We start from the raw sequence: 14,309 nt of genomic DNA, 5'->3' as shown, positions 1-14,309 counted from the left end.
GTTCCTTGTTTCAAAAATAAAGGTGCAGCTCAACTGCACCTGTTTTGGTTCTGGCTTTTTGGTTATTGATCCCACTGTGGTGCAAAGTCAGGCGTTGCTTGGCGGTCGTTGCAATCAAGGCCATCAATTCGCGCTATATCTTCATCATCAAGTTTTACCTTGTCGTTAAAGTTATCTTCTAAGTTTTTACGCTTGGTCGATGATGGAATTGTGGTCATGCCGTTCGCATTTTCCCATGCAATAACCACTTGCGCTGGCGTTGCATCGTGTTTATTAGCAATATCTATAATGGTTTGATCGTTTAATACTTTACCAACCACAAACGGCATATAGGCTGTTACATGTATGTCATGTTGAGCACAAAAGGCGCGCAGTTTGGTATTGGTTAAATAGGGATGCACTTCTACTTGGTTAGTAAATATTTCACGCGAGTCTAACGTTTGCATCGCTTCTTTTAAGTTCGCAATAGTGAAGTTTGATACACCTATATGTTTGGTTAACCCTAACTTTTTAGCTTTTAGTAGCTCAGTCAGGTATTCGTTCATAGGCTCATTGTTTGATGGTGCAGGCCAGTGAACTAGCAATAAATCAACCGAGTCAACTTGCAGCTTTTCTAATGACTTTTCTACACTTGCGATAAAGTCGTTTTTATTGAGTTTATTGTTCCATACTTTGGTGGTAATAAATAACTCATCTCTGGGAATATTACTGTCTTTAATGGCTTGGCCAACTTGCTCTTCGTTACCATAAATTTGCGCGGTATCAATATGACGAAATCCTACTTCTAACGCCATTTTTACAGATTCATAAGCAGTTTTACCTTCTAAACGAAAAGTACCCATACCTAAGTCTGGCATTTCAATTACACGTTGTGTCATAGCTTTATCCTTATTAAATAATTGGTTTAAAATTCAAACGTCGCGTTTACTAAATACACCGATTACTTTTTGATTTAAAATTTTGACCTCATGAAAATACTGAGGTCATTCATTTTTATTTCAAGACTAACCTACATAAGTTTCGCTTTATTTAGCCTGAACATTTTGTTTATCTAGCCTGCCACTGTACCGGGTGACTATTAAAGCCAGCAATGAAACAACGGCGCCAATCCATGCGGTATCTTTTAGTTCCATGTGCTCTACTACAAGGCCCCCCGTAATAGAACCCAATGCTATGCCAATGTTAAATGCTGCTATATTTAATCCAGATGCAACATCGACTGCGTTAGGAGTATGTTGCTGAGCTTGCTTAACAACATAAAGCTGCAAACCGGGTACATTACCAAATGCAAATGCCCCCCAAACTAATATGGTTAATACGGCAGCAACCTTTGACTCCATGGTAAAAGTAAATATCAGTAGAATTACAGTAAGTGCACTAAAAATAATGCTCAGCGCACTGATCGGGCCTCGCTTGTCAGCTAATTTTCCACCCCATATATTACCAACAGCCACTGAGACACCATATACCAGCATAATTATGCCAATTGTTGAAGATGCAAATCCAGTCTGCTGCTCTAAAATGGGGGCCAAGTAAGTAAACGCAGTAAACGTGCCGCCATAGCCTAAAATTGTCATTAAATACACAAGCAGTAATCTAGGTTTAGTAACAACTTGAAGTTGCTCTTTAAAGGTTGCCGGTACTGATTGCTTTAAATTTTTAGGTACTAATACAGCACTTCCAATTAAAGCGATAATACCAAGTGATGACACCACTAAAAATGTAGCGCGCCAACCAAAGTGCTGCCCTATCCAAGTACCTAATGGCACACCCGTTACTAGCGCTACCGTAAGGCCGGTAAACATAATTGCAATGGCGCTAGCCTCTTTATCTTTACTTACTAAGCTTGTCGCTATCATTGAGCCAATAGAGAAAAATACACCGTGAGCAAGTCCAGTTAAAATGCGTGCTATTATTAACGTTTCGTAGCTAGGGGCTTGCCAAGCTAATAAGTTACCCATAACAAATAAGCCCATAAGACTTATAAGTACCACTTTTCGGTTCCAGCGACCCGTTAATGCAGTGAGAACCGGTGCGCCAATAGCTACACCAACCGCATATAAGCTCACTAGTAAGCCTGCTGATGGTAAGCTCACGCCTAAATCGTTTGCAATAGTTGGCACTAAACCCACTATAACAAACTCTGTTGTTCCAATTGCAAATGCGCTTAAGGTAAGCGCCCATAAAGCCAATGGCATAGTTACATCCTCATTTTTAAAATAGATGTACAGTGTGAGTAAAAATGCCTTTGCAATAAATGATATAAATGGCAAAATACTTTTGTTTATTTTGCAAATATAAATGAGTGAATTTATGCCTGTTCAAGCTAAAACTGAAGATCTAGAAATGTTTATTACCATTGTTGATTGTGGCAGTTTTTCCGGTGCGGCTAGTTTACTTGATTTAAATGTAGCTAAGGTTTCAAGAGCACTATCTCGTCTTGAAAGCAGGCTAAACTGCACATTACTAAATAGAACAACACGCCGCTTAGAACTTACCGAGGAAGGGCATATATACATAGAATATGCGCGAAAGGCTTTAAACACGCTGCTTTGCGCCGAAGAAACAATTAACCTACTTAAGCAAGCTCCAAAAGGGCATTTGCGTATAGATGCAGCAAGCCCATTTGTTTTACATCAACTAGCACCTCTAGTTAATGAGTTTAAAAAGCAGTACCCACAAATCACCCTCGATATTACCTCACATGACAATATTATTGATTTACTTGAGCGCAAAACAGATTTAGCTATCCGCATTGGTGACTTAAAAGATTCAAACCTGCATGCGCGTAAATTAGGCCAAAGTAAATTGAAATTGGTCGCAAGCGCAGGTTATTTAAATAATGCGCCACCGTTACAGCAGGTTTCAGATCTTAAAAACCATAATCTAATTGGCTTCAGTGAGCCCAACAAACTCAATCAATGGCCTTTAAAACATGAGTTATCACTGCACTTTGATTTAAGAGCTAGCAGCGGCGAAACCATTAGGCATTTATGTATTGCTGATCAAGGTATAGCACTACTCTCACAATTTATGATTGCCGAAGATTTGGCTTCTAAACGATTAGTAGAGGTGTTACCCCAGAGTATAAAAAACCCTAATAACCGAGAGTCTATTTATGGCGTTTATTATAAAAATGGGGCGGTTTCTTCACGTATTGTTGCTTTTTTAGATTTTATACAACCGCGATTGAGTTTATAAATCGCTTTTTTAAATCAGTTTAAAGCCACTTAATGAAATAAAATATAATAATGACGGTTTTAAGATCAGTATCAGTATATACATTGAAGTTGCATTATTTAGATGAGGTAGTATGGATTCTTTAACACAAGTTGCGTTAGGTAGCGCTGTAGGGTACGCAGTATTAGGTAACAAAGTGGGCCGCAAAGCGGTGTTATGGGGCACTATTTTGGGCACTTTACCCGATTTAGATGTGTTTTTACCCTATGGCGGCAGTGTTGAAGCATTTACTTATCACCGTGGCTTTAGCCATTCATTTTTTGTGCACTTGTTAATTAGCCCTTTGATTGTTTGGCTAATTTTAAAAATACACACTGGCATGCAAGCGTATAAAACACGTTGGTTTTGGTTAGTGTTTTTGTGTTTATCAACCCATGCACTATTGGATGCACTTACTGTGTACGGTACGCAATTAATGTGGCCACTTACAGAGCATCCGTTTGCAATTTCAAATATGTTTATTATTGATCCCCTCTACACGTTACCGCTATTAGTAGGGGTTATAGGCACTTTAATACCAAAAATAACCGCCCCAACCGCCTACAAAATTAACGCAATTACGCTCACAGTAAGTACTCTCTATTTATGTTGTTCGCTTATTCTTAAAGTTGTTATTGACGATAAAGTCAACACTGCGCTGCAAAACAGAGACATCACAGTCAATGAATACATTAGCACTCCAGCACCGTTTACTACTTTACTTTGGCGGGTGGTTGTGATGTCGGATGGGAAATATTATGAAGGCTATGCATCGGTGTTTGATACACCCAACGAGGTTACCTTAAATGCATACCAAACAACCCCTTCTTTACTAAACGAGATTAAAAATGAATGGGGTGTTAAACGCTTGCAGTGGTTTACAAAAGGGTTTTATTCCGTTCGCGAGCAGCAAGACAAAGTTATTCTCTCTGATTTACGCATGGGCATGGAGTGTGCTTATGTGTTTAATTTTGTTGTCGGTCAGAAAGATGGCTCAGCAATCAGTGTCGGTAATTTTGAAAAAATAAGTCAAAGACCCAACTTAAACAACCTACCTAAAATATGGGATAGAATTTGGCACCCCGATACCGTATTGGCATCGCCATTAGCAAAAAATAATTGTGTAGAGCAATAATACCAACTATAACTGCCATCTTTTGAGTAAACTCAACTCAATACCTTGTTGAGTTTACCTCTATTTAGTTAGGGGTTATCGTATAATTGGGTTCTGTTTTTTCCGCGCTCTTTGGCTTCATATACCGCATTATCGGCTTGGGCAAATAAATCAGTAAACGTCGTTTTCGCAGTACTCAAACTTGCCCCAATACTGGCGGTTAATGGGCGATTACCTACTTTAATTTCAGCAATTAATAAATGCAGCCTTTGGCAAAATGACAAAGTATCTGCTTTATTTGTATCTGGCACCATAATTAAAAACTCTTCACCGCCGTAACGAGAAATAAGGTCGGTTTGTCGACCAAAATGTTTAAGACGTTGCCCCAACTCTTTTAAAACTCGATCCCCTTCTAAATGCCCAAAGGTATCATTAACGACTTTAAAATTATCAATATCGATAATTAATAATGCAACCGACTGCTTTGATCGCATAGCCTGTTCGAGTAACAGCACGCTGCGGCAATTCATCTCTCTTCTATTTAATAAATTGGTTAACTCATCGGTAGACGCTAAAGATTGTAAGCGTTCAGTTTGCGCTTCTAACTTTTCCCGTGTTTTAATCAGCTCGTCGTAAAGCTTATCTCGCTGAGTCGCGTTAAAAAAGCTCCAGTATATATAGCCCTTTTCATCAAGCTGAGCATTAACGGTAACGGCCATACGCTCTCCTTGGGCGCTGAGCATAATTAACTGCATTTCTTGACACGCTTTTTCATGCAGTAAGGTAGGAAGCACATAACTTTGTAAAAATATTTTTGATGATTTAGTTATAATTTTATCAACCGACTTGCCAATAAGCTCATTACAATTCCACTGTAATTCCTTTTGAAAATAAGTATTTGCATAAACAATAATGTTATCTGCATTTGTCACTAATGCACCATTTAAAAAGTGATCTGCGGAATAATCAGCAAGCTTTTCATCTACTTTATCAAGTGACATGTGGCTAACTCACAAAATCAAAAATTAAACGGCTGACTGTTTCTGGGTGCGTCATATGAATACAGTGGCCATGCGCACTAATAACCTTAAGTGTTGCATTTGAAATTTCATTCGCTACAAACTCCCCAACAGAAGGCGCGGCTAAAGCATCATTTTCACTTTGTAAAATTAAAGTAGGCTGTTTTATATGTTCAAGTATAAAACGGTAGTCGGATAAAAACGTGGCTTCTGCAAAGGTTTTTGCAATAAGGGGATCGGTTGAGCAAAAACTTCCCGATAGTTCCGCTATAAATTCATCTGGATGAGAGTTGCCCATTACTAGAGGCGCTAAATAATTTGCCCAACCAATGTAATTTTTATCCATTAGGTTTAGTAATTCGTGAAGGTCTTGTTTTTCAAATCCACCAAAATAATCAGGGGGTAAATTTAAAAAACACGGTGAGGGGCACACCATAACCAGCTTAGAAAATAGCTCTGGTTGCTCAATGGCAGCAAGTGCGCCAATGGTGCCACTAACCGAGTGGCCTATAAATGTAATATCGGTAAGTTCAAGTGCGGCACATATTTCTAGTACGTCTTTGGCATACCCATCAAGGGTTGAGTAGCGCTGTTTATTATATTTAGACACATCAGAGTTACCTGAGCCTACATAATCAAACAGCACTAAAGTAAAATGTTGTTCAAGGGCAGGAATAATAAATCGCCACATGTTTTGGTCGCAACCAAATCCGTGAGCCAACACTAAGGTTTTATCACCCTTGCCAATTATTTTGACGTTGTTTCTGCTGAGTATTTCATTTAAATGTTGCATGCTGAATTATCCCTTTCTTATTTCAACTTATTAATGGTAGTTCAACTACGAGCCGAAACTACTATTTTAACACTAAATATAGTTTAACTTATTATAAAGCTTTAAACATCAATTAGTTAGTTGAAAAATAATCAAGGGCCAAAGTACATACTATTGTATTGAATAAGTGTAATTAATTATTTCGCTTATCTATAAAAACAATGCCTTTTTAACATTAAATTACAATCATATAGCCAGTGTTACCATAATGACTAATTAATATGTCTAATACAAACAGTTAGTTTTGGTGCTCATACTGTCCGCGATATACTTCAAATACTTTTAGCACGGTGTGTTGTTCTTTTGAAAGAGAGTCAAACCAGTCATCAAATAACTCATCATCTTCTTGTTCGCTTAATGCTAAATAATGAGCAAGCAATTCAATGATATCGTTATGAGAACATGCGAGTGAGTCAACTTGTTTTGCCAATACACTATGATCGCGCTCCCTAAGAGTGTCCATAACTCCTTGGTCGATTTGGTCCTGTTTCGTTTGAGCGTCACTCATAAACTACCTCTATTCTACGTGTTTAAATTTTTATTATTTTTTTTGCTGAAACTAGTTATAGCAGCCTAAATACTAATAGCCAGTACTTTTGATCTAAGTGCTTATTTTTTGACTAGATTGTGCAAATACGCAGCAATTACGGTGCATCAAAGACTATTTAACCAAAGTTCAAGCTATTTAAAATGATTTGCAAAGGGAAAATAAATACGTTAAATTAAATGATATACTATCACATAACATTAAAGGCGTTTAATGAAACCAAATATTCACCCTGATTACCATGTGGTTGCTTTTCATGATACTGCAGCCGATTCATATTTCATTATAGGTTCAACCATCAAAACCGACCGCACTATCGAAATAGACGGTAATACATATCCCTATGTGCCTATTGATGTTTCATCTGACTCACACCCATTTTATACAGGCAAACAAAAAACGCTCGCATCCGATGGTCGCGTCGCGCAATTTAATCGTCGTTTTAAAAACTTATCTTCGGCTAAAAAGGAAAGCAAATGAAAGTATTAAGTTCATTAAAAAGCGCAAAGCAACGACCTGGTTGTCAAATTGTAAAGCGTAAAGGGCGCGTGTTCGTGATATGTAAAGATAACCCAAGATTTAAGGCCGTACAGGGTATGAAGAAAAAATAGTGGGATAAAATAATAATGCCGAGTTTATTACTCGGCATTATTATTAAAGGGTATTTACTTTACTTCAACAGAAAACTCAGGCACTGCCTGAATAACCTTTTTCACGGTACATGTATTTACAGCAGCAATAAGTGCTTTTTTATATTTATCGGGGAAACCTTCAGGCAACCCAATTTCAATAGAAAAACGTTTTTTACCGTTTTCATCTACATTCTCGTTATTTTGTGTCAGCGTCATGCCGTCGGTTGAGATCTCTCTTTGCTGACAAAATTTACGCGCATAAAAACCAGCGCACAAAACCATGCTAACCAAAAAATAGTCAAATGGTTCTGGGTGCTCTGCCCCACCACCGGCATTGATGCTTTGATCGCTTATTACTTCATGCTCACCAAACTTAGCACTCAACTTTTGACCGTCTAACATTGAAACTGAAATTTCCATTGCTAATCCTTATTTTCCAAACAGTAATTCAAAAAAGCCTGGAGGCTCATGTAATTTATGATATTTTTTGCGTAAATTATCGATAGCTTTAAGTGGTTTTTTTGCAGCTTCGAGTCCCTGCTCATTCGCTACTTTTTTTGCCAACTGGGCTTGAACCAGTACTTTATCGAGCCCTTGCACCGACTTCTCAGCTTCTTTATAAAATTTGGCTTGCTTACCTTGCTCTATCAATCCAATAAATTCATCGATAGCACCATTAAATTCTTCAAGTTGGGTTGCTTCAACACTTTGTTTATAAGCCAGCCCTATATTTTTCATGGTCTTTTCTAAATCACTTACGTCATTAGCGGCAACTGTTTGACTAAAGAGTAATACTATTAACAATAAAACTGCTTTCATTCATAAATCCTAAAAAATTAATTGCTGCATACATGCTAAACTTACTGGGGTATTATATAGCATAACGCTTAGATGTCACCACGGAGCTAGTTAGCAAGGTAAAAATCGAGCTTTATAAAATCTATAGAGAAACATATGCCTTTGTTTAAATTACACCGCCTGATAACTTTTTCCTACCTGCTATTCAGTAGTTACAGTATTAATGCCTTAGAGATCATATTCATCAATCCTGGATTTTCAAATTCAACTGAAGCTAATAGCAATAAAACCGGTGATTTTTGGTTTCATGTTTCTAAAATTATGCAAAATGCTGCCACAGATTTAGATGTGACATTAACTATAAAATACGCCAATCGAAATCATATTTTAATGAAAGAGCTGATCCAGCAGGCCATTAACGATAAGCCTGATTACCTGTTATTGGTAAACGAAAAAAATGTCACCAGCCAATACCTATCTAAAATAGACAGTAACAAGGTTCCCATTTATTTTTTATTAAATCGTCCTTCCCCTGCGTCTCTCGAGCAATTGCAAACAAATGGCGTCAATGTGGTCGGCAGTATTACCCCAAATAATCGTGTTGCAGGTAAATCATTGATGCAGCAGCTTTATAAAAAGTTTACCAATAAAACAAAAACGCCAGCTCATACATTAGCTTTACTAGGGGACTACACAACCCCTGCTTCCACTTTACGTACCCAAGGGTTAATGGATTTTTTAGTGCAAACATCCAAAGTAACCTTAACCGCTAAAGAGGTTGCAAATTGGTCTGAGCAAGAAGGCTATATAAAAACCATGGCCTATATGCAACTTGCGCCTGAAATTAACATTATTTGGTGCGCTAATGATGCCATTGCGTTTGGTGCTAAAAGAGCATTAACGCAACTAAACAAACAATCGCAGGTTATTGTGGGTGGGATTAACTGGGATTCTGCGCCTAATAACGCATACACGCTTGATATATCGATAGGGGGTCATGTTTTATTAGGGGCTCATGCAATTATAAACTTATTTGATAACCATACTGATTTAAAGCATTGGCCACTTTTTCACAGCACTAATGATATTTTTCAGCCACTCAACGATACAAATAAGCCTTTATATAATGCAATTAATGCGAATAACCTAGCCGAAATAGACTTTTCGCAGTTTAGTAAAACCCGCCCAGACAAAGTTGAATTTACTATAGAAAACTTACTACTCGCGCTTGAGTAATGTAACTGTAAAGCCCCTTTACAGTTACATTGATTACTTTAAACGTCGTTAATTATGCCCTATTAGATAACCAGAGTGTTTGATACGGTGCTAATTGCATAGTTTTAAGCTCTTCATCCAGCACTGTTTTAGAGAGCAGCTCATGCCATTGCTGTGTATTTATTAAGTTCAAATCGGCCAAGGTTAAGCTTTGTGGCTGACTGCTGATATTATAAATACAAAAAATACTTTGCTGGCGGTCAATGCTTTGTCGCCAAAAACCAAATAACCCCTCTCCTAAATGCAAAGTGAACTGTGTTGCATTAGGATGAAATGCCGCTTGCCTTTTACGCACTGCTAATAACTGTTTTACTCCGTTGAATACTTGATGATGATGACTATATTTTTCTGCAATTGCCGCTAATAATTTTGACTCTTGCCAGCGATGACGGTTAATCGCGCGATTGTGCTGCGAATTATCAAAGCGTTCATAGTCATTAGTGGTGCCAAGTAAACTATGTATATACAGCCCTGGGATCCCCTCCATTGCAAACATAATGGCGTGAGCACATAAAAAGCGCTCAAGGCCAAATTTATCCGCGCCATTATGCGTCCCTTGTAAGGCATCAAACAAGGCAATATTTAGCTCATACGGGGTATGTGTGCCATCGTGACTAGTACGCATTGAAACGCGCCCACCAAACTGCATGGTGGTACTGACTAATGAAGCAACCTCACTGGGTTGCAGCAAGCCTTCAATTGGCCTTAAACCAATGCCATCGTGAGAAGCAATAAAATTAAAATACGCAGTGCCGTTTTGTGCAGGCGGCATACTCATCATCCAATGCTTAAGCGCCGTACTATCGCCACTAAGTAAGGTATGCAACAACAACGGCGGCAAGGCAAAGTTGTAAATTGCATGGGCTTCGTTGGCATTACCAAAGTAAGACAAGTTCTCCTGATTGGGAATATTAGTCTCGGTGATGATCACCACACTTGGCTCGGCATGCTCAATCAGCGTTCGTAATAAACGTACTACTTCGTGGGTTTGCGGTAAATTTATACAACTGGTATTAAGTTGTTTCCATAAAAAGGCCACAGCATCAAGGCGAAATAAGCGAATACCGTTGTCTAAATAATGACGAATAATGCCGACAAACTCTTTTAACACCTCGGGATTTTCAAAATCAAAATCCACTTGATCATGACTAAATGTGCACCATACATGTTTTTCACCACTGGTTGTTGTTACCGTATTTAATAGTGGCGATGTACGAGGACGAACTACTTGGCTTAAATCGTCAGTTAAACTGGCTGTTTTAAAGTAATCTTTTCCGGGGTGTGTATCAGTTAAAAAGTTTTCAAACCAAATACTTCGACTAGAGCAATGATTAATGACTAAATCCGCCATCAGTTTTACATCTTTTGCAATCGCGTTAATGTCTTGCCAGTCACCCAGCGCTTCATTAACGTGTGCATAGTTCATTACCGCAAATCCTTCATCTGAGCTATACGGATAAAAGGGTAAAATGTGCAGTGCATTAAGCTGATGATCGCACTGCTCTTTTATAAAGCGATGCAAGGTTTTTAAAGGCGCCTCTAAAGGGGTGCCTACGGCTAAATCACTGTCTTCATGGTTTATTATCGAATCGCCATAGGCAATTAGCACAACATCTTGCTCATCCCAGCGGTTAGTGTGTGGCGTGGGATCGCGAAGTGGGTTATCACCTAAAATTAAGGTGATCAATTCTTCAGTCAATTCGCTTATTGCTATCGGTAATTCAACATCTTGATAAATAGCATGTAAATGTTGTTCAACTCGTTGAAAAAACTGTTCTTTAACTATATTCACAGGCGCCTCGTTTAATGATGTTAACTGTATTGCTCGTTATCTAGCTCAACGGCTTCTTTTAAACGCTCAAGTACGTCTGGCATTGCCGAGGCCACACGATTCCAACTCGGCACAAAGGGTGCTTCCATTGGGTTTTCTAAAAAGTGCTGACCGGCATTCATGATATTTTGCGCAAACATTTCAACGGCTTTTTCTTCTTGGTGAATATCAAGGGTTAAACCGTTCATTAGTGCATCATTATGATAGGTTTCAATAAAATCTAAACCAATACGGTAATATGTGGCTTTTAATGAGCGAATAGTTTCGCTGGTAAAGGTAACCCCTTGCGTTGCTAACTTTCTAAATAGTGCTTTGGTGATATCAATCGACATTTTAGAAAGGCCAGCGGTTTGGTCGTCGAGCGATAATTCCTGATGTTTATGATCGTAATTATCGGCAATATCGACTTGGCATAATCGGTTATGAGAATAGTTACGGTACATTTCGCTTAATACGCCAATTTCTAATCCCCAGTCGCTAGGAATACGAATATCGTTTAATACATCGCGCCTAAACGAAAACTCACCCGCTAATGGGTAGCGAAACGAGTCCATGTACTCAAGGTAATCACGGCTGCCTAAAATGGTTTTAAACGAGCGCAATAACGGAGTAACCAATAGCCGAGAGACACGGCCATTAATTTTTCCATTGGCGGTACGCGGGTAAAAGCCTTTACAAAACTCATAGTTAAATCGAGGGTGTGCCACAGGGTATATTAACCGCGCTAATAAGCCTCGGTCATAAGTTAAAATATCACAGTCATGCAAGGCGATTGATTCAACCTCAGCGGTGGCTAATTTATACCCCATGCAATACCACACATTACGCCCTTTACCGAGCTCGCGTGGCGCCACACCTAAGGCTTGAAGCTCTTTGTCGAGCGCTTGTAAGCGTGGCCCGTCGTTCCAAAGTACTTTGTGGTTTTGATCAAGCGCTTTAAAAAAGTTCAGTGCATAACGATATTGGCTTTCGTCGGCTCTGTCTAAGCCTATGGTAATTTGTGATAAATAAGGTACTTTTTGCAGCTCTTTAACAATATTTTGTAGCGCGGGGCCTTCTAACTCACTAAATAATGAGGGCAAAATAAGCCCCATGGGTCGCTGCTTACTAAAACTCAGCAACTCTTTTTCTAAATCATCTACCGGTCTGTTGGCAATATTATGTAACGTTGTAATGATGCCATTTTGATAAAAATCAGCCATGTAAACTATACTCCTCAAAATTGGGTAAAATGCTGTTAATACAAGGTAATGCAGTGATTTCTTCTACCCAGCCTAACGGCGCTGGCAACTGAGAATAACGCGCTTTGTTATGGGTTAATTTAACCGGCTTTTTGCTCTCTGGATTGGCAATAATAATGGCAATATCTGCCTCTTCGAGCATTTGCTTATCATTATCACTATCCCCAAGCGCAATAATGCTTAGCGGCTTAGTAAACTGCGCAGTAAACTGTTTCACTAGCCATTGCTGCGCCATGCTTTTATCGGTATTTTTACCAATGTGAATAAAGCGCCCGCCTACTTTAACGTCGTAGCCGTACACTGTTATTGCGTTTATAAATTCGTTGAGTTTGTGCTCTTCGCCATGCCAGCAGAGCGGATCTGAATATTGACGATTCTGTGCTTGCGCCGCCTGTATCGCGTTTAACCCTGTGATGTGCATTACCTGCTCACACGATAACTCACTGAATAAACTATATTGGTCGCTGTAGTCTTTTTTTAAATGTGTTAAATCAGCCCATAAATTGCTAATGGGCGCCGCAAATGAATAACACCAATAGCCTTGGTATTCGCTGCAGCCAATGGGTCTGAGGGTAAAGTAATTTTCAGGAATATAGACAGCCGAGCCATTTTCAACAATAAAAGGCTGTTTAATATTGAGCGCTTGTTGCAGTGCCACCACTTCACTAAAGGTTTTACTGGTGTTAAATACCACCGGCACACCGCTGTATTGCAACTCTTGTAATAAAGTGTCGACCGCTTCGGTGTTGTAGTCTCTATGATTTAGTAACGTACCATCTAAATCGGTAAAAATAATGGGCTGACCAATATTGTCGCTAGTTAGCTGCATTGCGACTACATCACGGTGACTATCAAGCTCTATTAATGCATTCGCTTTGGCACTGAGGGTATTTAAGTTTTCTCGGGTAATACGCTCAAAGTGAGAAATAAACCAAAGCAGCTGCTCGTCGGTCATGGTTCCTGCGCCTTGGCCTTGTTTTGCGATTAGCTTGTGCTCTTGCTCTTGGCGCCATGCAAAAACATCATCAAAACTCGGCGCTTTAAGCATAATTGTGTAGTCAATTTTATTAAATACGGTTTTATACTCATTGGCTAAACAGCTATTAATACAGCGGCGCCATAGTCCTTGCTGATCGTATGATTTTTCTAGCTCATTAATGGGCTCAATTAAGGTAAAAGGCTGCTGTGGCTCACTGGCTACACACCACCCTTCTAAAATAACAATATCGACTGGCTGGCTATTGGTTAACCATTTATTTTTTGCTACGGGTTCATCTTGTTGCTTGTCAAAACGTGGCAGCGGTACATTAACCTCTTTATTTAACAAGCGACTAATGGTTTTATCCATAAGGGCAACATCATGTGTGCCTGGAACTCCACGGATGGCAAATAAACAATGCACATCTTGTGCTAGCTGCTGACGTTTTTGGGTTGATAAATAAAAGTCATCAATAGAGAGTGCGACACAATTTAGGTGGGTGTTTTGCTCAAACCAAGTCACTAAATAGTCACCAAGCGTGGTTTTTCCTGAGCCTTGGCAGCCGTTGATGGCAACAAATAAAGGCGCATTTTTTTTGCTGGTTAAAATATCCTGAGCAATAACAGAAAAATACTGCTCACTAATATATTGATATTTCAACGGCAATTGATGTTTTACTAAAAAAGCATTTATATCCACACTATTGGCCTCCAATATAACAATCCCTGATTCAACTATAGGGTATGAATGAGGAAATGCAGTTACTAGACCAATATTATTTATTGTTACTTTTTAGTAGGTTAAAAAAAAAGCGCATTTAAA

15 protein-coding genes are annotated in these 14,309 nt (G+C 38.9%); 5 read left to right on the top strand and 10 right to left on the bottom strand.

Translation table 11 applies throughout. The annotated features are described in order from the left end of the window. Positions 1-62: 62 nt before the first annotated feature. Positions 63-878, bottom strand: a complete 816-nt coding sequence (dkgB, locus tag ND6B_RS02360) for a 2,5-didehydrogluconate reductase DkgB (protein ID WP_033104185.1) — start codon at positions 876-878, stop codon at positions 63-65. 147 nt (positions 879-1,025) lie between these two features. After that, positions 1,026-2,198, bottom strand: a complete 1,173-nt coding sequence (locus ND6B_RS02365) for an MFS transporter (protein ID WP_029609950.1) — start codon at positions 2,196-2,198, stop codon at positions 1,026-1,028. Between the two features lie 115 nt (positions 2,199-2,313). Between ND6B_RS02365 and ND6B_RS02370 the strand changes: the two genes are divergently transcribed. Beyond that, complete coding sequence (locus ND6B_RS02370; RefSeq protein WP_033104234.1) at positions 2,314-3,201, top strand: LysR family transcriptional regulator; 888 nt, start codon at positions 2,314-2,316, stop codon at positions 3,199-3,201. Positions 3,202-3,313: 112 nt separating this feature from the next. Beyond that, positions 3,314-4,354, top strand: coding sequence for a metal-dependent hydrolase (locus tag ND6B_RS02375; RefSeq protein WP_033104184.1), 1,041 nt, complete (start codon positions 3,314-3,316; stop codon positions 4,352-4,354). A 68-nt stretch (positions 4,355-4,422) separates the two neighbouring features. On the opposite strand, the gene ND6B_RS02380 is transcribed toward ND6B_RS02375, so the two are convergent. The 3 genes from ND6B_RS02380 to ND6B_RS02390 form a co-directional block, all read right to left on the bottom strand. After that, the gene (locus ND6B_RS02380; protein WP_033104183.1) at positions 4,423-5,334 is read right to left on the bottom strand and encodes a sensor domain-containing diguanylate cyclase; all 912 of its coding nucleotides are present in this window, start codon (positions 5,332-5,334) and stop codon (positions 4,423-4,425) included. 4 nt (positions 5,335-5,338) lie between these two features. Further along, a complete protein-coding gene (locus ND6B_RS02385; RefSeq protein WP_013463207.1) occupies positions 5,339-6,145 on the bottom strand; it encodes an alpha/beta fold hydrolase in 807 nt (268 codons plus the stop codon). A gap of 277 nt (positions 6,146-6,422) precedes the next feature. Then, a complete protein-coding gene (locus ND6B_RS02390) occupies positions 6,423-6,692 on the bottom strand; it encodes a hypothetical protein (RefSeq protein ID WP_013463206.1) in 270 nt (89 codons plus the stop codon). 252 nt (positions 6,693-6,944) lie between these two features. Here ND6B_RS02390 and ND6B_RS02395 point away from each other — a divergent pair, with 252 nt between their 5' ends. Next, positions 6,945-7,211, top strand: coding sequence for a type B 50S ribosomal protein L31 (locus ND6B_RS02395; protein ID WP_013463205.1), 267 nt, complete (start codon positions 6,945-6,947; stop codon positions 7,209-7,211). After that, on the top strand, positions 7,208-7,342 hold the full coding sequence (gene ykgO / locus ND6B_RS02400) for a type B 50S ribosomal protein L36 (protein ID WP_004586489.1): 135 nt from the start codon (positions 7,208-7,210) through the stop codon (positions 7,340-7,342). The genes ND6B_RS02395 and ykgO overlap by 4 nt, the downstream gene beginning before the upstream one ends. A gap of 54 nt (positions 7,343-7,396) precedes the next feature. Here ykgO and ND6B_RS02405 read toward each other — a convergent pair whose 3' ends face one another. Both ND6B_RS02405 and ND6B_RS02410 read right to left on the bottom strand, forming a co-directional pair. Next, entirely contained in the window at positions 7,397-7,783 is a 387-nt protein-coding gene (locus ND6B_RS02405; protein WP_016899710.1) for an OsmC family protein, read from the bottom strand. 9 nt (positions 7,784-7,792) lie between these two features. Further along, complete coding sequence (locus ND6B_RS02410; RefSeq protein ID WP_033104182.1) at positions 7,793-8,182, bottom strand: cytochrome b562; 390 nt, start codon at positions 8,180-8,182, stop codon at positions 7,793-7,795. Positions 8,183-8,317: 135 nt separating this feature from the next. Between ND6B_RS02410 and ND6B_RS02415 the strand changes: the two genes are divergently transcribed. Further along, the gene (locus ND6B_RS02415; protein ID WP_033104181.1) at positions 8,318-9,397 is read left to right on the top strand and encodes an ABC transporter substrate-binding protein; all 1,080 of its coding nucleotides are present in this window, start codon (positions 8,318-8,320) and stop codon (positions 9,395-9,397) included. A 52-nt stretch (positions 9,398-9,449) separates the two neighbouring features. Here ND6B_RS02415 and ND6B_RS02420 read toward each other — a convergent pair whose 3' ends face one another. The 3 genes from ND6B_RS02420 to ND6B_RS02430 are packed head-to-tail and all read right to left on the bottom strand — an operon-like array spanning position 9,450 to position 14,204. Continuing rightward, positions 9,450-11,228, bottom strand: coding sequence for a sugar phosphorylase (locus ND6B_RS02420; protein WP_033104180.1), 1,779 nt, complete (start codon positions 11,226-11,228; stop codon positions 9,450-9,452). 20 nt (positions 11,229-11,248) lie between these two features. Beyond that, entirely contained in the window at positions 11,249-12,469 is a 1,221-nt protein-coding gene (locus tag ND6B_RS02425; RefSeq protein ID WP_013463199.1) for a glycosyl transferase, read from the bottom strand. Next, the gene (locus tag ND6B_RS02430) at positions 12,462-14,204 is read right to left on the bottom strand and encodes an HAD-IIB family hydrolase (RefSeq protein WP_033104179.1); all 1,743 of its coding nucleotides are present in this window, start codon (positions 14,202-14,204) and stop codon (positions 12,462-12,464) included. Before ND6B_RS02430 ends, ND6B_RS02425 begins: the two co-directional genes overlap by 8 nt. Positions 14,205-14,309: the final 105 nt, after the last annotated feature.

The organism is Pseudoalteromonas sp. ND6B, assembly GCF_000764215.1.
Lineage (GTDB): Bacteria > Pseudomonadota > Gammaproteobacteria > Enterobacterales > Alteromonadaceae > Pseudoalteromonas > Pseudoalteromonas tetraodonis.
This window is presented reverse-complemented; position numbering and strand designations above follow the sequence as displayed.

Bases quoted from the DNA above. Each gene is read 5' to 3' on its own strand.
- ND6B_RS02390 (WP_013463206.1), bottom strand. From the start codon at position 6,692: ATGAGTGACGCTCAAACGAAACAGGACCAAATCGACCAAGGAGTTATG.
- ND6B_RS02395 (WP_013463205.1), top strand. From the start codon at position 6,945: ATGAAACCAAATATTCACCCTGATTACCATGTGGTTGCTTTTCATGAT.
- dkgB (WP_033104185.1), bottom strand. From the start codon at position 878: ATGACACAACGTGTAATTGAAATGCCAGACTTAGGTATGGGTACTTTT.
- ND6B_RS02405 (WP_016899710.1), bottom strand. From the start codon at position 7,783: ATGGAAATTTCAGTTTCAATGTTAGACGGTCAAAAGTTGAGTGCTAAG.
- ND6B_RS02415 (WP_033104181.1), top strand. From the start codon at position 8,318: ATGCCTTTGTTTAAATTACACCGCCTGATAACTTTTTCCTACCTGCTA.
- ND6B_RS02375 (WP_033104184.1), top strand. From the start codon at position 3,314: ATGGATTCTTTAACACAAGTTGCGTTAGGTAGCGCTGTAGGGTACGCA.
- ND6B_RS02370 (WP_033104234.1), top strand. From the start codon at position 2,314: ATGCCTGTTCAAGCTAAAACTGAAGATCTAGAAATGTTTATTACCATT.
- ND6B_RS02425 (WP_013463199.1), bottom strand. From the start codon at position 12,469: ATGGCTGATTTTTATCAAAATGGCATCATTACAACGTTACATAATATT.
- ND6B_RS02410 (WP_033104182.1), bottom strand. From the start codon at position 8,182: ATGAAAGCAGTTTTATTGTTAATAGTATTACTCTTTAGTCAAACAGTT.
- ykgO (WP_004586489.1), top strand. From the start codon at position 7,208: ATGAAAGTATTAAGTTCATTAAAAAGCGCAAAGCAACGACCTGGTTGT.
- ND6B_RS02385 (WP_013463207.1), bottom strand. From the start codon at position 6,145: ATGCAACATTTAAATGAAATACTCAGCAGAAACAACGTCAAAATAATT.
- ND6B_RS02380 (WP_033104183.1), bottom strand. From the start codon at position 5,334: ATGTCACTTGATAAAGTAGATGAAAAGCTTGCTGATTATTCCGCAGAT.
- ND6B_RS02365 (WP_029609950.1), bottom strand. From the start codon at position 2,198: ATGCCATTGGCTTTATGGGCGCTTACCTTAAGCGCATTTGCAATTGGA.